The 21,157-nt window shown below is 36.3% G+C and carries 20 protein-coding genes; 12 read left to right on the top strand and 8 right to left on the bottom strand.

Features of this window, described 5'->3' with window-relative positions; all coding sequences use genetic code 11:
• Nucleotides 1-3: 3 nt before the first annotated feature.
• From J4051_RS06375 to J4051_RS06385, 3 genes are all read right to left on the bottom strand, one after another.
• Nucleotides 4-966: a D-2-hydroxyacid dehydrogenase gene (locus J4051_RS06375; protein WP_208233034.1), complete on the bottom strand. Its 963-nt coding sequence runs from the start codon at nt 964-966 to the stop codon at nt 4-6.
• Between the two features lie 83 nt (nt 967-1,049).
• Nucleotides 1,050-2,114 (bottom strand): 3-phosphoserine/phosphohydroxythreonine transaminase, encoded by a 1,065-nt coding sequence (gene serC / locus J4051_RS06380; protein ID WP_208233035.1) that lies wholly within the window; start codon nt 2,112-2,114, stop codon nt 1,050-1,052.
• A 75-nt stretch (nt 2,115-2,189) separates the two neighbouring features.
• Nucleotides 2,190-3,248: an acyl-CoA reductase gene (locus tag J4051_RS06385; RefSeq protein ID WP_208233036.1), complete on the bottom strand. Its 1,059-nt coding sequence runs from the start codon at nt 3,246-3,248 to the stop codon at nt 2,190-2,192.
• A gap of 185 nt (nt 3,249-3,433) precedes the next feature.
• Here J4051_RS06385 and J4051_RS06390 point away from each other — a divergent pair, with 185 nt between their 5' ends.
• From J4051_RS06390 to J4051_RS06415, 6 genes are all read left to right on the top strand, one after another.
• Nucleotides 3,434-3,787, top strand: a complete 354-nt coding sequence (locus tag J4051_RS06390) for a 4Fe-4S dicluster domain-containing protein (RefSeq protein ID WP_208233037.1) — start codon at nt 3,434-3,436, stop codon at nt 3,785-3,787.
• Nucleotides 3,788-3,943: 156 nt separating this feature from the next.
• Nucleotides 3,944-5,038, top strand: coding sequence for a redox-regulated ATPase YchF (ychF, locus tag J4051_RS06395; protein ID WP_208233038.1), 1,095 nt, complete (start codon nt 3,944-3,946; stop codon nt 5,036-5,038).
• 289 nt (nt 5,039-5,327) lie between these two features.
• Complete coding sequence (locus J4051_RS06400) at nt 5,328-5,477, top strand: hypothetical protein (RefSeq protein ID WP_208233039.1); 150 nt, start codon at nt 5,328-5,330, stop codon at nt 5,475-5,477.
• Nucleotides 5,478-5,627: 150 nt separating this feature from the next.
• On the top strand, nt 5,628-7,493 hold the full coding sequence (locus tag J4051_RS06405; RefSeq protein WP_208233040.1) for a DNA topoisomerase IV subunit B: 1,866 nt from the start codon (nt 5,628-5,630) through the stop codon (nt 7,491-7,493).
• The gene (locus J4051_RS06410; RefSeq protein ID WP_208233041.1) at nt 7,483-7,965 is read left to right on the top strand and encodes a hypothetical protein; all 483 of its coding nucleotides are present in this window, start codon (nt 7,483-7,485) and stop codon (nt 7,963-7,965) included. The genes J4051_RS06405 and J4051_RS06410 overlap by 11 nt, the downstream gene beginning before the upstream one ends.
• A 10-nt stretch (nt 7,966-7,975) precedes the next feature.
• Complete coding sequence (locus J4051_RS06415) at nt 7,976-10,639, top strand: DNA gyrase/topoisomerase IV subunit A (protein ID WP_208233042.1); 2,664 nt, start codon at nt 7,976-7,978, stop codon at nt 10,637-10,639.
• 606 nt (nt 10,640-11,245) lie between these two features.
• On the opposite strand, the gene J4051_RS06420 is transcribed toward J4051_RS06415, so the two are convergent.
• Nucleotides 11,246-11,632 carry a hypothetical protein gene (locus J4051_RS06420; protein ID WP_208233043.1) on the bottom strand — a complete coding sequence of 129 codons (387 nt, stop codon included), beginning with the start codon at nt 11,630-11,632 and terminating at the stop codon, nt 11,246-11,248.
• A gap of 95 nt (nt 11,633-11,727) precedes the next feature.
• Complete coding sequence (locus tag J4051_RS06425) at nt 11,728-12,105, bottom strand: helix-turn-helix domain-containing protein (protein WP_208233044.1); 378 nt, start codon at nt 12,103-12,105, stop codon at nt 11,728-11,730.
• Between the two features lie 302 nt (nt 12,106-12,407).
• On the opposite strand from J4051_RS06425, the gene J4051_RS06430 reads away from it, so the two are divergent.
• From J4051_RS06430 to J4051_RS06440, 3 genes are all read left to right on the top strand, one after another.
• Complete coding sequence (locus J4051_RS06430) at nt 12,408-13,565, top strand: M14 family zinc carboxypeptidase (protein WP_208233045.1); 1,158 nt, start codon at nt 12,408-12,410, stop codon at nt 13,563-13,565.
• 73 nt (nt 13,566-13,638) lie between these two features.
• Nucleotides 13,639-14,118, top strand: coding sequence for an Lrp/AsnC family transcriptional regulator (locus tag J4051_RS06435; RefSeq protein WP_129018194.1), 480 nt, complete (start codon nt 13,639-13,641; stop codon nt 14,116-14,118).
• A gap of 84 nt (nt 14,119-14,202) precedes the next feature.
• Nucleotides 14,203-14,550, top strand: coding sequence for a DinB family protein (locus J4051_RS06440; RefSeq protein ID WP_236027281.1), 348 nt, complete (start codon nt 14,203-14,205; stop codon nt 14,548-14,550).
• Nucleotides 14,551-14,712: 162 nt separating this feature from the next.
• Here J4051_RS06440 and aroB read toward each other — a convergent pair whose 3' ends face one another.
• Entirely contained in the window at nt 14,713-15,780 is a 1,068-nt protein-coding gene (gene aroB / locus J4051_RS06445) for a 3-dehydroquinate synthase (protein WP_208233046.1), read from the bottom strand.
• Nucleotides 15,781-15,878: 98 nt separating this feature from the next.
• Here aroB and J4051_RS06450 point away from each other — a divergent pair, with 98 nt between their 5' ends.
• The 3 genes from J4051_RS06450 to J4051_RS06460 all read left to right on the top strand — a co-directional run bounded on the left by J4051_RS06450 (nt 15,879) and on the right by J4051_RS06460 (nt 19,324).
• Complete coding sequence (locus J4051_RS06450; RefSeq protein WP_208233159.1) at nt 15,879-17,045, top strand: proline dehydrogenase family protein; 1,167 nt, start codon at nt 15,879-15,881, stop codon at nt 17,043-17,045.
• Nucleotides 17,046-17,509: 464 nt separating this feature from the next.
• On the top strand, nt 17,510-18,463 hold the full coding sequence (locus J4051_RS06455) for a glycosyltransferase family 2 protein (protein WP_208233047.1): 954 nt from the start codon (nt 17,510-17,512) through the stop codon (nt 18,461-18,463).
• Between the two features lie 246 nt (nt 18,464-18,709).
• Nucleotides 18,710-19,324, top strand: a complete 615-nt coding sequence (locus J4051_RS06460) for a sugar transferase (RefSeq protein WP_208233160.1) — start codon at nt 18,710-18,712, stop codon at nt 19,322-19,324.
• An 18-nt stretch (nt 19,325-19,342) separates the two neighbouring features.
• Here J4051_RS06460 and J4051_RS06465 read toward each other — a convergent pair whose 3' ends face one another.
• Together J4051_RS06465 and J4051_RS06470 are read right to left on the bottom strand one after the other, a co-directional pair.
• The gene (locus J4051_RS06465; protein ID WP_208233048.1) at nt 19,343-19,999 is read right to left on the bottom strand and encodes an HAD family hydrolase; all 657 of its coding nucleotides are present in this window, start codon (nt 19,997-19,999) and stop codon (nt 19,343-19,345) included.
• A complete protein-coding gene (locus J4051_RS06470; RefSeq protein WP_208233049.1) occupies nt 19,983-20,954 on the bottom strand; it encodes an ATP-grasp domain-containing protein in 972 nt (323 codons plus the stop codon). The genes J4051_RS06465 and J4051_RS06470 overlap by 17 nt, the downstream gene beginning before the upstream one ends.
• Nucleotides 20,955-21,157 lie beyond the last annotated feature (203 nt).

A 21,157-nucleotide genomic window follows, 5' to 3' on the forward strand; every position in this document is an offset into this window, starting at 1 on the left:
AACTTATACTTTTTCAGTCTTTAAAATACTGACGATTTGTGATGCCAATTCTGTTCCAATTCTATCTTGGGCTTCGTTCGTAGCAGCACCAATATGAGGTGTTAACGACATTTTTCCATTCATGAGCACTTTAATTGCAGGTGTTGGTTCACTTTCAAAAGTATCCAATCCTGCAAAAGCAACTTTTCCACTATCGATAGCCTTAACAAGCGCAACTTCATCAATGACACCCCCGCGAGCAGCATTGACAATACCAATACCATCTTTCATTTGTGAAAATTGTTTGTCTCCGATCACGTATTCATTTTGTGCCGGAACGTGCAGTGTAATGAAATCCGAATGCTTAAGGATGTCTTTCATTGGCTGGGTCTCAATTTCAACATTGATAAATTGTCCGTTGTAAAATTCAACTTTGATAGTGGCTTTTCCAACAAACTTATCGCTTGCAATCACTTTCATTCCTACGCCAAGCGCAATTTTGGCAACTTCACGTCCAATACGTCCAAAACCAATAATTCCTAGAGTTTTACCTCTTAATTCTGTGCCTTGGGCATAATTCTTTTTAAGAGCGTTGAATTTTGAATCCCCATCTAATGGCATGTTTCTGTTGGCATCATATAAAAATCTGACACCACCAAATAGATGCGCAAAAACCAATTCTGCTACAGACTGCGATGAGGCCGCCGGAGTATTGATAACATGTAGATTTTTGCTGCGTGCATAGTCTACATCAATATTATCCATTCCTACGCCACCACGTCCTATGATTTTAAGACTTGGACACGCGTCAATAAGCTCTTTTCTAACTTTAGTAGCACTTCTAACCAACAGGACATCAATGTCTTTATCATTGATGTAATTAATCAATTGTTCTTGGGCCACTGTAGTCGTGATCACCTCAAATCCCTCTGCATTTAATGCGTCAATTCCACTTTGAGAAATTCCGTCGTTTGCTAATACTTTCATGAAAATTTATTTTTTATTCCCACCAAAATGGGAGTCTTTTTATTAATATTTAATTTACTCAGACTGCCAACTGAAGACTGTCTTTATGCTTTTGTTTCTAATTCACTCATAACTTCCACAAGCGCTTTAACGCTATCTAGAGGTAAGGCATTGTACATTGAAGCTCTATAGCCACCAACACTTCTGTGTCCGTTCAAGCCGCTAATGCCAGCTTCTTTCAACATGGTTTCAAAAGTGTCTTTCAAGTCATCATTGACCAAATTAAAAGTAGCATTCATATAGGAGCGATCTTCCTTAACCGCATAACCCTTAAATAAAGGATTGAGGTCTACTTCAGAATAGAGAACGCGCGCTTTCATTTCATTAACCTTCTCAATGGCCTTTATACCACCTAAGTTTTTTAGCCATTCCAAGGTTAGCATAGAGGTGTAAACTGCAAAAACAGGAGGTGTATTGAACATACTGCTTTTGGCAATTTGAACCTTATAGTCCATGATGGAAGGGATTTTACGCGATACTTTACCTAAAATATCTTCTTTGACCACCACCAATGTAGTTCCAGCCGGGCCCATGTTTTTTTGTGCGCCAGCATAAATGAGATCAAATTTCGAGAAATCCAATTGACGTGAAAAAATATCACTACTCATATCACAGACCATCGGAATTGGCGAATTTGGAAACTGTTTTATTTGGGTTCCAAAAATAGTATTGTTTGAGGTGCAATGGAAATAAGAATCATCCTTCGATACCGTAAATCCTTTGGGTATGTAGTTGAATCCAGCATCTTTGGAAGAGGCAACTTCATGAATATCACCAAAGATCTTAGCTTCTTTGATCGCATTTTCGCTCCAAGTTCCAGTATTTAAATAACTTCCGCGTTTTTCCAATAAATTCATGGCAACCATGATAAATTGCATACTAGCGCCACCTTGCAAAAACAAGGCTTTGTAACCTTTCCCTTCAAGACCCAACAATTCCAAAGCTAAAGCTCTGGCGTTCTCCATAATATCTACAAAGTGTTTGCTCCTATGAGAAATCTCCAATAGGGAAAGGCCTATACCATTATATTCAACAACAGCCTCAGAAGCTTTTGTAAGAACCTCTTGAGGTAAAATTGAAGGTCCAGCGCTAAAATTGTGTATTTTCATTGTTTTTGATTTTTGAAAGATACAAAGGTGCTAAATTCAAAGGGAATTGAAGGTAAGAAATTGATAATTTATCAACTATATTTTTAACAAAAATGCAATTGTATCTACATTGTCAGCATAGTCCCACAAATGTGGATGTTGTGTCTGTCCGAAAGCCACTGAATCTTTCGTAACCCCTTTAGAAACCACACATTGAATGGTGTTCAGCTTTTCATTAAGCAACGATTTTAGGTCATCTATATCGTTATAGTACTCATAAAATAGTGTTGCAATTGGAGATCCATAACTATTATCTTCCTTGAGCATTAAAAATCCATTTTCCAACAAATCAAATTCGCTCATTAAATAAACCGCTTTATTGTAATCATAATTATTGGCATATTTGTTTTGATGGATGATTGGATGCCATTCATAAACGCCGTTAAAGAAGGCGTCAAACTTATAATCTTTGGGTACAAATAACTTAGAGACATTTCTACAGCCTAAGCCGTAGTACCGGAAAATATCTTCTGAAAGTGCCTTGAGTTCTTCGTCGGTTTCCTCACCGGTCAAAACGGCTACAGAGTTTCTGTTCTTTCTGATAATTGATGATTTTCCCTTAAAATAATGTTCAAAATATCGTGAAGTATTATCACTCCCCGTAGCTATTACTGCATCGAAATCAGTTAGTTTTTCTTCGGTAAATGTGATTTTCCCTTTAAACCCAGGTTCAATATGCTCCAAATATTTTGCTAAGTAGGGCAGGAGATGCTTGTCATTTGATGATTGTTTTACAATGACCTCATGACCGGTAATAAGCACCGATAGGAAATCATGGAACCCGACCAAAGGGATATTTCCAGCCATAATAATGGCTACTTTTTTAGAGGAAATATCATTAAAGCTATACTTCTTTAACCATTGATCAATGTTGTTCTTTTTCAGTGACTTAGACCATCCACTTAAGGAAAATGAAATGTTCTCCTTGGTGAACCACCCGTTGTGCTCATACGCTAATTTAATTTGATGCTTAAAGCCATCAAAAAACAGGTCGTTTGCACTGATATTCTCATTTATTTTAAAGCCTTCTGTTGAGAATTGTTCGATAAATTCTCCCAGTTCTACGAAAGCATTAATTCTTTGCTGTAAATCCATTCTGTATTTGGTTATGAATAGTTTTGGCGTTATTTTTGCAACGCAAAGTTAGAAAAATGAAATGAACGAGATTTGTTTAAGTCCCACTTTTTCTAAAAGGTTTTAAAAATCAAATAAGTTGCTTTAAAACCTATAAAATCTCATCACTTTTTTTCTATAGTTAAAATTTTAATGTAAAAAACGCTATGGCAATTATAATAACAGATGAATGTATTAATTGTGGTGCTTGTGAGCCTGAGTGCCCAAATACTGCAATATACGAAGGTGCCGACGATTGGAGATATAAGGATGGAACCAGTTTGAACGGTAAAGTAGTGCTTCCTAATGGAGAGGAAGTAGATGCTGAGGAGTCCCAAGAACCTATTAGTGATGAAATTTACTATATAGTTCCCAATAAATGTACGGAGTGTAAAGGTTTTCATGAAGAGCCACAATGCGCTGCGGTATGTCCTGTAGACTGTTGTGTTCCTGATGATGAACATATGGAAACCGAAGAGCAGCTCTTGACAAAACAGCGTTTTATGCATCCGGAAGGATAGTGGAAATCGGTAATAGTATTAGTGAGAAATCTCAAGTAAAGCTTGGGATTTTTTTATGCAAATAATCCGGATAATTAACTAAATTTGCAGTCGCAAAAAAATGCGATTTTATTTAATGAGATTTCCGCCGTTGCGGAAATAATAATAAGTTTTTCAATGAAAGCCGGAATTGTAGGATTACCAAACGTAGGGAAATCAACCCTTTTTAACTGTTTATCTAACGCTAAAGCGCAAAGTGCCAACTTTCCGTTTTGTACCATTGAGCCAAATATTGGCATTGTTAATATTCCAGATCCACGCTTGGAACGGTTGGAGGCCTTGGTAAAACCTGTGCGCGTGCAGCCTGCTACCGTAGAGATAGTGGATATTGCCGGCTTGGTAAAAGGTGCCAGTAAAGGTGAAGGTTTGGGGAATCAATTCTTGGCAAATATTAGAGAAACTGATGCAATTCTACATGTATTGCGTTGTTTTGACAATGATAATATTGTGCATGTGGACGGTAGTGTCAATCCTATTAGAGATAAGGAGACTATTGATATGGAGCTCCAGCTGAAGGATTTGGAAACTGTCGATAAAAAATTAGAGAAGGTAAAACGTGCCGCAAGAACGGGCAATAAAGAAGCGCAGAAGGAAGAAGCGGTCTTGGTGAAAATAAAATCAGCCTTAGAAGCAGGGATCTCTGTAAGAGCTTTGGAGTTTGCCAAAGATGACTATGAGGAGTTTGTAAATCCTGCACAGTTTATTACAGATAAACCTGTCATGTATGTGTGTAACGTAGATGAAGAATCTGCTGTAACAGGCAATGCTTACGTTGATAAAGTCAGGGAAGCTGTTAAAGATGAAAACGCTGAAATATTAGTGTTGGCAGTCGGTACAGAAGCTGATATTACGGAATTGGACAGTTACGAAGAGCGCCAAATGTTCTTGCAGGACATTGGTCTTGACGAGCCTGGATCTTCAAAGTTGATCAGATCCGCATATAAACTTTTAAAACAGCAGACGTATTTCACGGCTGGTGTCAAAGAGGTGCGCGCATGGACTATTGATGTGGGCGCAACGGCACCGCAAGCTGCAGGGGTCATCCATACGGACTTCGAAAAAGGATTCATCAGGGCAGAAGTTATTGCCTTTGAAGATTTTTCAGCCTTGGGCAGTGAAGCAAAAGCTAAGGAAGCTGGAAAGATGCGGGTGGAAGGAAAGAATTATGTCGTTAAGGATGGCGATGTCATGCATTTCCTGTTTAATGTATAGGAAGACTTGAATGTACGTTTCAATAAGCTTATCGTTGGCGCCATTGTATAGATTTGTTATTAGCGCTTGATTCATAGTGGGCTTTAATATTCCGAGGCTTGCCTCGATCGAAAAGACAATTCCTTATTTATGCCTCGTGGGCTTGCCCGACCGTGCCGGTCGGACTGGTCTCGAGGTTCCCGATTAATGAGAATTTCATAAGTCATCATTCATCGCATCTGCATCAACATTAATTTCTTTTATGACCAATTTTATTCTTATCTTTAGATCGGATAAATATTGAAATTCTATGAAAATTATATTATGGCTCGGTGCAGCAATCATCTTCTTTGTGGTGCTTTACTACGTTTTTAAATTTGTGTTTATAACCTCCTTAATTATTGCATTGGCAATTCTTATTGTCCCTATTTTATATTTCACATTTAAGAGTAAAAGCTAAAACAATACGTTGAATCGAAATCCTCATGCTTTCTGATTCAATTTGCCATCTCAATTTTTAAAAACTTTGTTAATTACTTTAGTATCTTGTATTCTTTAGTTTTATAACGAAATGTTATATTAGCAACCTGTCTAAATTTTTCAACCTTTTATGTCTCAAGAAACTGCCTATACCGAAGATAATATACGTTCGCTCGATTGGAAAGAGCACATTCGTATGCGTCCTGGTATGTATATTGGTAAACTTGGTGATGGCTCGTCACCTGATGATGGTATCTATATTCTTCTAAAAGAAGTTTTGGACAATTCCATTGACGAGTATGTCATGGGGGCGGGCAAGACTATTGAAATTTCCATCCAGGGGAATAAAGTCATTGTGCGAGATTATGGCCGTGGTATTCCTTTAGGTAAAGTAGTGGACGTAGTTTCCAAAATGAATACCGGAGGCAAGTACGATTCGAAAGCCTTTAAAAAATCGGTTGGACTTAACGGTGTAGGTACAAAGGCGGTAAATGCCCTTTCCAATTTTTTCCGTGTAGAATCCACTCGGGATAATAAGTCAGCTTCCGCAGAATTTTCGCAAGGCAACCTGACCAATCAGGAGTTATTGGATGATACCTCAAGAAGAAAAGGTACAAAAGTCTCTTTTATTCCGGATGAGGCTATCTTTAAAAATTACAAGTATCGCAACGAATACGTTGAGAAAATGCTCAAAAACTATGTCTATCTCAACACAGGATTGACCATTGTTTTTAACGGCGAAAAATATTATAGTGAAAATGGCCTTAAAGATTTATTGGAGGAAAATATCATCGAATCTGATATGGCCTACCCAATCATCCATTTAAAGGGTGAGGATATAGAAATTGCTCTAACCCACTCTAAAACGCAGTATAGCGAAGAATACCATTCTTTTGTTAATGGTCAAAATACGACACAAGGAGGAACGCACTTAGCGGCTTACCGTGAAGCTTTGGTGAGGACTATAAGAGAGTTTTACGGTAAAAACTACGACCCATCAGATGTTCGGAAATCTGTAGTTACTGCAGTTGCCATAAAAGTTATGGAACCGGTATTTGAAAGTCAGACCAAAACCAAGTTGGGTTCAACTGACATGGGAGGCGACCTGCCAACGGTCAGAACTTTTATCAACGACTTCGTAAAAACTCAATTAGATAATTTTTTGCACAAGAATCCAGAGACTGCGGATAAAATTCAGCGTAAAATCCTTCAGGCAGAACGTGAGCGTAAAGAATTGTCTGGCATAAGAAAACTTGCAAAAGACAGGGCTAAAAAAGCCAATTTGCACAATAAAAAATTGCGTGATTGTCGGGTACATTTCGGGGATACCAAAAACGATCGATATTTAGAATCCACCTTATTTATTACGGAGGGCGACTCTGCATCAGGAAGTATTACCAAGTCGCGGGATGTCAATACCCAAGCTGTATTCAGTTTAAGGGGTAAGCCCTTGAATTCTTATGGAATGAGCAAGAAGATTGTTTATGAAAATGAAGAATTCAATTTGTTGCAAGCGGCATTGAACATCGAGGAATCCATTGAGGATTTGCGCTACAACAATATTGTTATTGCTACAGATGCTGATGTGGATGGGATGCATATTCGTTTGTTGCTGATTACCTTCTTTTTACAATTCTTTCCAGAATTGATTAAGGAAGGTCATTTATACATCCTACAAACACCATTGTTCAGAGTTAGAAATAAAAAGGAAACCATTTATTGTTATTCTGAGCAAGAGCGTCGCGATGCTATCGAGAAATTAAAACCAAAACCAGAAATCACCCGTTTTAAAGGCCTTGGTGAAATCTCACCGGACGAATTCGTCAATTTTATTGGAGAAAGTATTCGTTTGGATCCTGTTATGCTCGATAAAGATATGTCCATTGATGCGTTACTTGAATTTTATATGGGCAAAAACACACCAGACAGGCAAGAGTTTATTATTGATAATCTTAAGGTAGAATTAGATATAGTGGAGGAGGTTCATGAGAACTAATAATTCTAAGGTTAAAAATATCATTATATCAGTCTATTTTATACTGATTGTGTTTGCCATTTTTCTGGCCACGGTGTTCAGCGCATTCAGTCATTTAACATCTCACCCTTTCTTGACTTTTCTTCTAATTCTGGCTGGGTTCCTGATCTTGTTTTTTTCGGTGCATGCCATTTCAAAGTATTTTGAATATGATAGTGATGGGGTTAAGGTGGTCGTAATCAATAAAGGGCTATTGTTATCAGACTATTTTAATTACAGAGAGCATCTATTGGAATTTGATAAATCACGCTTGATGGCCTTTAAATTCAAAAATTATTTTATTTATAAAAGCTTAACGCTTTACATCAAAAGTTCGAAGGGACATACTAAAAAAGAAACATTTAATATCACCTTGGTCACTAAAAAGAAAAGGCGTTACATTAGACAATCGCTGAGCAAGATGATTAAAGAAAACCTAAAACCCACTAATTAAACACGTTACATTGGAAGAAGATCACATACATAATGAAGAGGAGAATATTCAGGAAAACGGCAGTAATGAAACCATTACAAGAGTTACCGGAATGTTTAAGGATTGGTTTTTGGACTACGCTTCCTATGTAATTCTTGAGCGTGCGGTTCCGGCAATTGAGGATGGCTTTAAACCTGTTCAGCGCCGTATTATGCAGTCTATGAGAGACTTGGATGATGGGCGTTATAATAAAGTAGCCAATATTGTAGGCCATACCATGCAGTACCATCCACATGGCGACGCGAGTATTGCAGACGCCATGGTGCAGATTGGCCAAAAAGATTTATTGATTGATACCCAAGGTAACTGGGGAAATATTCTGACAGGAGATAGTGCGGCGGCATCCCGTTATATTGAAGCGCGTTTATCAAAATTTGCTCTGGATGTGGTTTTCAATCCGAAAATTACAGAATGGCAAGCTTCTTATGATGGCAGACGAAAAGAACCGATTAATCTTCCCGTCATGTTTCCACTATTATTGGCGCAAGGAGGTGAGGGAATTGCTGTTGGTCTTTCAACGAAAATATTGCCACATAATTTTATTGAATTGATTGATGCATCAATCAAACATCTTAACGGGAAGAAATTTACTATTTATCCGGATTTCCCAACTGCAGGAATCATTGATGTTACTGATTATAAGGATGGCCTCCGCGGAGGTAAAATTCGTGTTAGGGCAAAAATCTCACAATTGGACCGAAGCACTTTGGTCATTAATGAGATTCCTTTTAGCACCAATACATCGTCGTTAATTGATTCTATTTTAAAGGCGAATGATAAAGGCAAGATTAAAATCCGTAAGATCGAGGACAATACTGCAGCTAAAGTAGAGATTTTGGTGCATTTGCCATCGGGGATTTCACCTGATAAAACCATTGATGCATTGTATGCATTCACCAATTGTGAAGTTTCTATTTCGCCATTGGGCTGTGTGATTGAAGATAACAAACCTCTTTTTGTTGGGGTTACCGAAATGTTGCGTCATTCTACCGACAATACCGTTCAGCTTTTAAAACTTAATCTGGAAATTAAACTTGATGAGCTTGAAGAGCAGTGGCATTTTGCATCCTTGGAGCGAATTTTTATAGAAAACAGGATTTATCGGGATATTGAGGAAGAAGAAACATGGGAAGGTGTTATATCGGCAATTGATAAAGGACTTCAGCCACATATTAAGCATTTGAAACGTGCGATTACAACAGAAGATATCGAGCGGTTAACGGAAATTCGGATCAAGCGTATTTCTAAATTTGATATCGACAAGGCCCAGCAAAAAATTGATGCGCTTGAAGACCAAATTGCCCAGGTCAAACATGATTTAGCACATTTAGTCGACTATGCCATTGCGTATTTCACACGCCTTAAAAACGAATATGGCAAAGGGCGAGAGCGCTTGACTGAAATCCGCCTGTTTGATGATGTGGATGCAACAAAGGTGATAATAAGGAACACAAAACTTTATGTGAATAGGGAAGAAGGTTTTATTGGAACATCACTCAAAAGAGATGAGTATGTATGTGATTGTAGTGATATTGATGATATTATCGTGTTTACAAGAGATGGTAAAATGATGGTGACCAAGGTGGATGCCAAAACCTTCGTCGGAAAGGATATCATCAATGTAGAGGTATTTAATAGGAAAGACAAACGCACTATCTATAATATGATTTATCGTGATGGTGCTAAAGGATCATCGTACGTCAAGCGATTTTCTGTTTTAGGCGTCACTCGAGATCGTGAATACGATTTAACCAACGGAAGCAAAGGCTCTACAGTTTGGTATTTTTCATCAAACCCAAATGGCGAAGCTGAAGTAATTACCGTTTATCTGAGACAGGCGGGAAGTGTCAAAAAGCTGAAATGGGATCTTGATTTTGCAGACATCCTTATCAAAGGAAGAAATTCTAAAGGAAACCGTGTAACTAAATATCCCATCCGAAAGATTGAACTTAAAGAGAAAGGTATTTCCACTTTAAAACCTCGCAAGATATGGTTTGACGATACGGTACAGCGTTTGAATGTAGATGGCAGAGGAGAGCTGATTGGCGAATTTAGGGGTGAAGACCGTCTTTTAATCATTCATCAATCGGGTGTTTTAAAAACTATTTTACCAGAACTGACCACACGGTTTGATAATGATATGATTGTTTTAGAAAAATGGATTCCTAAAAAACCTATTTCAGCAATTTACTTTGATGGCGAAAAGGAGCGCTACTACGTGAAACGTTTTCTCATTGAACATGAAGGTAGAGAAGAAGTGTTCATCTCCGACCATCCAAAATCGCAACTGGAAATCGTTTCAACCGATTGGAAGCCTATGGTGGATGTGGAATTTACCAAAGAACGTGGCAAAGACAGAAAAGACAATCTTGAAGTCAACCTTGAAGAATTCATAAGTATTAAAGGTATTACAGCATTGGGTAATCAGTTGACCAGAGATAAGGTCAATCAGATCAGTTTGTTGGAGCCTTTGCCTTATGAAGCCCCGGAAGAAGTTCCTGCTGAAGAGATTGAAGTTGTTGATGAAGATAATATTTCAGAAGATAAAGCTTCAAAAAATCCTAAATCGAATTCAGATGAAGACACTAATGAGGATGATCATCCGGATGAAAATGGGCAGGGGAAGCTGTTTTAGTTTGCGTTCATGTTGATGCGCTATTAAAGTGTAATTGATAAGAATGGGGGCAGATTAATCCATGTAGAACTGTGTGAAGTTATCACTTATGGCGCTGACCAATTTTTCGTTGAAGAAAGAACTTAGGATGGGTAATAGACCTCAGCTAACAGGCATTTACTGAGAAGACTCTAAGAATAAGCAAGGCAATAATTTTGTGAAATCTATCAACGCTGATTGATCACTGAACCTGGCGAAGTATATCCCCAAATTTTTAAATATTTATTCCCATCAGTGGGTTTTAATACCCTGAGACTTGCCTTGATTGAGAAAACAAGTTATTATCCATACCTCGTGGGCATGCCTGCCGGTCGGACGGGCTGCGAGGCTCTTGATTGCTTTCGAAATGCCATACCGATGCTAAAGTGCGCGAGCACCATTTCTTCGTTATTTGACCATGAAAAAATTGATGATATTGTAGTGTATTGATGATTACTTTCGTGATAAGGAGCGTGGGTTTTTAGGAAAGCTAATATCAAAAGTATTATTATCAATTGTTGATATAATGTCTTAAAGTGGCACCACATCAAAGTAAAACTCCGATTCACAAATAAGATACAAAATTCTTTATTCTATTTTTGTAGCAGTACCCTGTTCGACGCGCTTTTGTTGACTGCCATGTTGAATAGCCAAGCTGTACTCAAACGTGTAGGTGTCCTCGGAGGTGGTTAAGATCTTCATATGGATCGCTTTCTCCTCACTCATGTTCTTCGGATTGATATGCTTCATGATGAATTCACAATCGTTGATCCATCTTATAGAGGCCGTATCAATTTTGTTTTCATAATAATCGATGTTGAGATCTTCAGTTCTCACAAATCGACCTACTTTTTCAACACCATCCGTTGTGTATTTAAATTCAAACGTACCTGTTTTAAAATCTTTGCATTCACGATCTTTATTGTAGCAGCTCGTCAATAAGAGTACGAAAATAAAAACTAATGGAAATTTCATGTTTTTCAAATTTGAAGACAAAATTACTCAAAAGAAAGCTATTCCGTATCTAAATATCGGAAAGTTGACGGAGCTTTTAAAAAAACGAGTTAGAATTAATTTTTCACAAATTCCTTAAAAGTTCCATCCGTATAAAATATGACAATTTTATCAATGCTTTTATCTTTTGTTTCTGAAACGGAATTCGAAAAGGGTTGAGGAGTTTCTTCGGGAGTCTGTTTTTTTACTCCAGTAATATTTTCAGGTTTGGATGGAAATTCTCCTTTACCATTCAACAACCAATACAGTTCAACTTCAGGATAGGAGGATAAAACTTTGAGTACAAAATCTAAGCTGGGTTTATTTCGTCCCGATAGAATATGTGAAATACTCGAGCGCTGAACACCTATGGTGTCAGAGAAAGAAGACGCCGATTCCGCGTAGTAATCGATGACTTTTTGTAGCCGCTTTGCAAAATCATCACTGTTTATCATTGTAAACTTATGTTTAGGCTTTAGTGCGTTACAAATGTAACGAAAAGTATGTTTGAAAGCTAAGTATTTGCTTGTTAAATCTCTTTTAAGTTAAAGTTTGACTTAACAAAAGGTTGTCTATTAGACTGATTTATTATAAATTACACGTATATATTGGGGTCGATCCAATTGCAGTTGATGCCCACTTTGGTTTGTGTTGTAATTTCAAACAAATTGTATATAGATGTAAACAATAAAGCTACAATTCTTTGTTTACAAATGTAAATTATCATTTGTTTACATTTGTATCATAATTATTTAACATGACTATTGAGCATTTAATAAAAGAATATGAACAGTACCTTGAAGCAGCTCTTTTTGGTCGCTATATTAATTTGGATCATATCAAAACCTTGGTTAAAAAACATAGCGCTCAATTTGACGTATCAATTGTTGGGAAGTCGGTTTTAAATGAAGACATTCATTTTATGAAAGTTGGATCTGGAGCTAAGAAGGTTTTGATGTGGTCTCAAATGCATGGCAATGAAAGCACAACTACTAAAGCAATTTTTGATCTTTTGAATGTTCTGGCCGAATCTGAAAATACTTCTGTCAAGAAATTTTTGAACGCATGTACGCTTGGGATCATTCCCATGTTGAATCCTGATGGTTCGCGCGCTTATACTCGTTTAAACGCCAATCGTGTGGATTTAAATAGAGATGCGCAAGATTTATCCCAGCCAGAGAGTAGGGTGCTTAGGGAGTGCTTTGATAATTTTAAACCTGATTTCTGTTTAAATCTTCATGGTCAGCGTACTATCTTTAGCGCCGGAGAAGTGAAAAAGCCTGCAACTATTTCCTTTTTGTCGCCTGCCCAAGATGATGTTCGCACAGTGACTATGACCCGTAAAAAAGCTATGGATGTTATTGTTAAAATGAATAACAATCTTCAACAACAAATTCCAGATCAAGTTGGTATTTATGATGATTCATTTAATATTAATTGTGTTGGGGATGCCTTTCAGGCTTTAAATGTGCCAACAATTCTATTTGAGGCTGGGCATTTTCATGAGGATTATGATAGGGAAAAAGTCAGGGAGTTAATTTTTCAATCCCTGTGGGTTGGGTTGGTTGAGATTGCTTTTGGAGATCCGCAAGGTTCTAAGGAAAAGGCATATTTCGAAATTCCACAAAACGATAAATTGTTTTATGACATTATTATCCGAAATGCGAAACTTAAAAAGGGGCGGCGGCATCAAATTTCAGATATTGCCGTGCAATATGAGGAGAGGCTTATCCAGGATCGCATTCATTTTATTCCAAAAATTGAAAAAATATCCAATTTAAGTGGTTTTTTTGGTCATAGAGAAATCAACGCTCATGAGCAATTGGTTTTTGCTGAAGACAATATGGAATTAAGTGAGGGCATCTCAATCGATTTCGTATTGATTAATAATGAAAGACAACCACTATTTGTGTAAAAAAGTAGCTTTTGGTGTATTATCTTCAATATATTTCTACTATTTTTGTAAAAAATTTAATAATTTATAACAAATGGGGAAGTTCAAATTGGATGAAATTGATCATCAAATTTTAGATATGTTAATTGATAATACGCGAATTCCATTTACGGATATTGCTAAAAAATTAGTGATTTCGGCTGGAACAGTTCACGTACGTGTCAAAAAAATGGAAGAAGCTGGTATCATTCAAGGGTCATCATTGACCTTGGACTATAAAAAACTAGGGTATTCTTTTATTGCTTATGTTGGTGTTTTCCTAAATAATACCTCTCAAACAAAATTTGTTTTAGAGCGCATTAGTGAGATTCCATTCGTTACGGTGGCCCATATTACTACCGGTAAATTCAATATTTTTTGTAAAGTGAGGGCTAAAAACACCTCGCATGCAAAAGATATTATTTTTATGTTAGATGATATTGAGGGCATCTATAGGACTGAGACCATGATTTCATTGGAGGAAAGCATAAATGACAAGAAACGCTTAATGCATTCTATATTCAACGAACTTTAATCACATTCACAATCTATAATTAATTACCCTTTGTTGACCACTCAATGAAGGGTATTTTAAATGAGGTCATTCAAGCATTTTTTTATGACGAAAGAAGAACTTAGTTCAGATGAATATAATAGTTATTATCAACCTTATGTAGATAAAGTTGGGGACGGCAATGTGTTCAACGGTTTACAAGATAACGTTAAAACGATACTTCCATTTTTCAAAAGCATTAAAAATGAAAAATTGCACTATCGATATGCTGAAGGCAAATGGACTGTTCAGGAAATTCTTCTGCATTTAATTGATACAGAGCGTGTTTTTGCGTATCGCGCTATGTGCTTTGCAAGAAATGACAAGACCGAATTGCCTGGTTTTGATCAAGATGCTTTTGTTGCGAACAGTTATGCCGATGAAAGAAGTATAGAAAGTCTCTTGTCTGAATAGCAAAGTGTAAGATTGGCTACAATATCCTTATTTGAGAGCTTTGATGAAAGAAGTTTGGCCCGAATAGGCATTGCCAGTAATAGTGGTCTTTCCGTTAGGGCCATTGCATTTATAATTTTGGGTCATGAAAACCATCATCTTAAAATTGTTAATGAACGCTATCTATAATCGGTAATATTCAAATGCCTTAATCAGTAATTCATTTTCCACCAAACAATCAATTTTTGGTGCTCCAATCTTTTCCAACAACACAAAGTTGATGTTGCCATGTTCATTTTTTTTGTCATATTTTAAAAGATCGATGATGGCATCATGATCTGCGGCTTCAATAGTCACTCTTTTGAAGATTTTAAGGAAGGTCTCTTTTATAGTCTCCAAATCATCTTTTGGGAACCCTAGCAATTCAGATGAAATATAAGTTTCCATGATCATTCCGATGGCAATGGCTTCTCCATGGAGCAGTTCTTCTTTATCTGTTTGACTCAAAAAATAAGATTCAATAGCATGACCTAAAGTGTGTCCAAAATTAAGGGTTTTACGAAGACCTTGCTCATTTGGATCTTCAGTTACAATAGTATTCTTTATTTCAACAGATTGATGAATTAAAGCATCTAAATAATCTAAGGTTAAGCTGTTTAGGTCTAAAAACTCATTCCAATAGGAAGTGTCATATATAAGACCATGTTTCAGCATTTCGGCCAGGCCGCTCTTTAGATGATTTTGAGGAAGTGAATCTAAAAAACTTGTGTCCACAATGACCATATCACCTGAAGATATCACGCCAACCTGGTTTTTAAGAGCGCCGAGATCAACACCCGTTTTCCCTCCTACAGAAGCGTCAACCATGGCCAGGAGGGAGGTAGGTACGTTAATGTATTTTAAGCCGCGCTTGAAGGTGCAGGCTACAAAGCCGCCTAAATCAGTAACAACGCCTCCGCCAACATTAATGATGAGGCTTTTTCTGTCTGCTCCCAAGTCAGATAACGCATTCCATACACCTACGCATGTATCTATGTTTTTATGAGCTTCACCGGCTTCAATTTCTATGATTTCACATACCAGATCCGTTTCTAATTTCGACATAAAAAGTGGTAAGCAATGGATATGTGTATTGATATCAACAATAATAAATAGTTTGGAGAAACGGTTGTCTTTCAGGTAGTTGTTCAGTTCTTTGTATCCTGTTTCATTAAAATGAACTGCGTATGCATCTGTTGTAATTGAAGTCATTATTATGTTAGCTTTATTAATCGATGAAAATAAGCAGTTTTTAATTAATTAATCAAGAATGAATAATTAAATTTGTGTTTATTTTTCTCATAATGACAATATCTAAAATTTTTGAAAATACGGAAGTCGCTTTTAGTCTTAAAAGTGATTCAGAGCTTGATCGCGCTTATTTTTTGTTCAAGATGATTTCCCATGAACCTTTGGTTAGAATAGGTACTGCAGTGACAAATTTCGCTTTGAAAGCTCACTTGCCTGTTGAAGGTTTGATTCGGGCAACGGTGTTTGACCATTTTTGTGGTGGCGTCAACGAAGAGGATTGTTTACCAGTCATAGATAAAATGTATGCTAAAGGCGTAAGTTCGGTATTGGATTACTCCGTGGAGGGCAAGGAAATTGAATCTCATTTTGATGCTGCCATGGAGAAAACCTTGAAGATTATCAATTTTGCGGACGAGAAAAAATCTATGCCGATAGCTGTTTTTAAGCCTACCGGATTAGGAAGGTTCCACTTGTACCAAAAGAAGGGTGAAAAAAAATCTTTTACTCCCAAAGAACAAGAGGAGTGGGATCGGGTGGTAGCCCGTTTCGATAAAGTATGCAAATTGGCCAAAGAAAAAGATGTTGAAATTCTGATTGATAGCGAGCAAAGCTGGATGCAGGATGCTGCTGATGACTTGTGCGAGGCCATGATGCGAAAGTACAATACTGGGGTTCCAATTGTTTATAACACTTTCCAATTGTACCGATGGGACCGATTAGATTACCTTAAAGCGCTTCATGAACGTGCCCAGAAAGATGGTTTTACAGTAGGAGCTAAAATTGTTCGAGGGGCATATATGGAGAAAGAACGGGAAAGAGCTGAAGATAAAGGTTATGACTCTCCTATTTGTGCCACCAAGGAAGCTACCGATTTAAATTTTGATGAAACATTGGACTATATTTTAAGAAATATAGATACCATTTCCTTATTTATAGGCACTCATAATGAACAAAGTTGTTATCTGGCTATGCAAATTATGACGGAATTGGGAATTGCTAAAAGCGATAATCGCGTGTGGTTTGGTCAACTTTATGGAATGAGCGACCATATAAGCTTCAATCTGGCTGAACACGGCTACAATGTGGCTAAATATGTACCCTTTGGCCCCGTAAAGGATGTGATGCCTTATTTGATTAGAAGGGCAGAGGAGAACACTTCGGTTGCAGGGCAGACAAGTAGGGAGTTGATGTTGTTAAAAAAGGAGAGGCAACGACGAAAATTATGATGCTAAAGCTATATTATAATGTGAAATCAAAGTTTTTTACGTTATGATGATAGTTTTTTCAATCTATTACAACAATGCAAATGTTAACAGAAAGTTAGTGAACCATCTTGAAAAAGTTTGTCAATCCAAAGCATACTGTTGAAAACTTAATTATATCATAAATCATGACGTAAAACGTGTTGAAGGATTGCCAAGAAAGTATTCTGATTTAGTGAATTATAGGACTTTAATTCCAATTTCTATATGATATAATGGGCTCTTCTTTTTATTGAAAAATAATAAACGTTTCTTTGTTTTTTACACTGATTTTACTGTAACACTTAATATTAATCTATGGATTTGAGATTGTCATTCGAATTGCAGAACAATTACATATACTTTAAACTTGTACCAAGTTACGATAATTTGAAACAAAATGATTCGTGATTGATGGAAATCAATATTTATACACCAAACAATTCGCTATGAACTTTAAATGCTTAATGCCATTATACGAAAAACAAGTACCGTCCTCGTACACTTATAAGTTTACGGTATTTACACCTGTTTTTAACTGCGAAAATTCAATTGAGAAAGTACATGATTCATTGTTGAATCAAACTTATAAAAACTTTGAATGGCTTGTGATAAACGACGGATCAACGGATAGATCTCATGATGTGATAACTGAAATCATTGAAATTTCTCCTCTTAATATTAATTATGTCAACAACATAGAGAATAAGCACAAGATGAGTTGTTTTATACAGTCTATTGAATTGGCCAGAGGGGAGTTCTTGCTCCCTCTTGATGGCGATGATGAGTGTGACCCAAATGCTCTGGAAGTTTTTAATAATGAGTATGAAAAAATACCAGAAGAATTAAAATCGACAGTGGCGGCAGTTACAGTTCATTGTAGAGACCAATATGGAAATCATATTGGAGAGTTGTTTCCACAAGATCCATTCTACTGCAATACCTTCGAGGCTCGAATTACCAAACAAATATCTGGCGAAAAATGGGGATTTACAAAAACAGACGTTCTTAAGGGTATTTTAGTTAGTCCTGATATATTAGGAAAGGGTTACGTTCCCGAAAGTATAATATGGAATACCGTAGCAAGAAATGATTTTTTAACAAAGTGCGTCAATAGGATTCTTCGAGTTTACAATGTTGGTGTAGAAGGTTCCATTATGAATACTCCTATGTCATCAAGAAGTGCTTTTGGCATAGTTCTTAATGTTATGTCTGAGATTAACTGGTTTTTTAATAAAAATTTTCCGAGGGCACCTATTTATTTTTTTAAAAAATTATATATATTACTTCGGACATCTACTTATCTTGATTATCCATTGAGGGTATATCTGAGGTCAATTGATTCTTATATAATCAAACTCTGCGTCTTGGTTCTTTGGCCATTCCGGAAACTTATGAAATGATTTCAGCTAACTATACACGAGTTTGTTGAATACGCACAAATTATGTTGTTGTTTAATTTTAAGTATCATAAGAAGGTGTTATTTTTCTGCAAATGGCTTTAGCCAATGGCCAGAAAAATGTGATTTTTACGATAGAGATCCGGTCGATATATCTAACACGGAAAACTAAATGATTGTTTAGCTATTATAATCAAAATTAAAAACAGTTTATTTGTATCACTTTAAAACTATAAGAGACATGAAATGATGAATGTTTATTCTATATTTATAAAACGCATTTTCGACTTTTTAGCTGCTTTTGTTGGACTTATATTAATATCTCCAATTTTCATAATGTTAATTGTCTCTCTTTTTATACTCAACAATGGGAAGCCCTTTTTCTATCAAAGACGCACTGGTAAAAATGGAACTTTATTCACCATAATTAAGTTTAAAACCATGAATGACAAAACGGATAAGAATGGAGAATTACTGCCTGCGTTGGAACGTGTGACTAAAATTGGAAACCTTTGTAGAAAGCTCTCTTTGGACGAGCTGCCACAGCTGATAAATATTCTCAAGGGAGATATGAGTCTAATAGGACCGCGACCGCTCTTACCACAATATTTACAATATTATAATGCAAGACAGAACAGAAGGCACGAAGTATTACCTGGAATTACAGGATGGGCGCAAGTAAACGGTAGAAATACCATAAGCTGGGAGCAGAAATTTGAATACGACGTATATTATGTAGAGCATCAATCGTTTTCCTTGGATTTAAAAATCTTAATAAAAACGATAGATAAAGTCATTAACAGAAAAGATATAAATAATTCTGAAACTATCGATATGCCAGAATTTTTAGGAACTAAGGAATAGCGTATAATGGCACCGTCTTCAAATTATTTTTATTTCCTTAAAATTTAAAATAAAGTCTTGTGGTAAGTTGTGAGAATCCGAGTGTTTATGGGATTCATAATGAATATTTTTGCCATTATCTATTAAAGCCACGCTCTTCCAGCCTAACGCATTGGGTGCAATAAAATCTTTTTTAAGGTTATCGGCAATATAATAATAAACATTACCCGATATTGAGTTTTCGATGGCTTTAAAATTGGCTAAATTAGGTTTTTCAAATCCGATTTCCTCAGAAATAACAATGCCATCAAGATAATCCAATATGGCCAAGCTTTCAAGTTTAGCTCTTTGGGTCTTTGATCTTCCGTCGGTAATAATCCCAATTTTTCCATCTTTTGATTTTATGGCATCAAAGACATCTAAAACACCATCAAACAATTGAATATTCGGATGGTGATTCCGGTACATCTCAACCAACTGTCCAATTTCTATATTATAAGCAATAGAAATAAACTCAAAAACATTGATGTCACATCGGTATAAAGAAAACATCTTTGAATATAACGGTTTCCAATCCTTCGGCTCCAAAAGTGAAGCAATCGATTGATATGCGGATTTTAGAAAATCCAATTCGTTATACAATGTATCGTCTAGATCAAAAACAACAACGGTGCCCAGATCAATCTTTATATCCATGGACTAGAATTTCATCGTCATAACGAATCATTAATAAATCTTTTTCCCAAACATCAAATTTTTCTTCAATTTCCTTCTGTAATAAATATTCTTCAATAATCCATTTCGAAAAATTAGCACCAGACAAATAAGATAAGGGATATCCCCCACCAAATCGAGGATTAATTTCAATGCCATAAATCTTAGTGTCATCAGTCTTGTGCAAGAAAAACTGGGCTGTGAGGCATCCAACAGCACCTTCAATGTGATTCAAGTTTTTCTTTATATAAGGCACAAGTGCATTACTCACAGTCAATGCCTTATAAACTTCACCATCTCTAACTTCAATTCTTTTTCGTGGCACTATACATTTTAGTTTATGATTCTTGTTAAAGTACAAATCGCACGTAAACTCATCATATTCTTCATGATCTAAATATTCTAAGAACATTAGTTTTTCATTGCTAAAGTGATATTCCGTTAAGTCAACTTTGGAGTTAATTATAAAATTATCGACACTCCTGCTTCCGTCACTTGGTTTTATAAAAAGTGGTAGCTTGAAATTATCTTTAGTGTATTCTTTGGCCACATTGACATGATGTTCTTCAAAAAACCGATGAATCAACCTTTTATCCCTACATTTAGAAACAAGCTCAACTGAAGAAATTATGATTTTAATGCCATGCGCCTCAAATCTCATTCTGTTTTTTGCAAGTTCAAGCAATTCAGTATCTATTGTTGGAATCACTAACCGAATATCATGAGATTTACATAAATCTAGCAACACATCAATATAGTCAGGTTCATCTAATCTCGGCGCTTGAAAAAATCCATCTGCAACATGACAAGCCGCTGATAATATTGGGCTGGAATCAGTAGCATACACCTTACCCTTTGTAAATAGTAATTTTAATTCCTTTTGAAATGACCGAACAAGAGAAACTCTACGTCCTGCTGAAGTTATTAAGATATTCATCCTTCTAATTTATAAATCTCCGCTGTAAATAAATTTAAAGCCGTTAAATATAATATAGAAAACATAAACTTTACCATAGAACCGACATAAAACCTGTATTTAAGTCAATATGACCTCTGAAAAAATAATTTCATCGCACGTGCACATTCACTAAAGTGCAAATGTTACCCTTGCAAAACCTTTTTCCAATTAAGGATTAACAT

Source organism: Gelidibacter pelagius, assembly GCF_017581925.1.
Lineage (GTDB): Bacteria > Bacteroidota > Bacteroidia > Flavobacteriales > Flavobacteriaceae > Gelidibacter > Gelidibacter pelagius.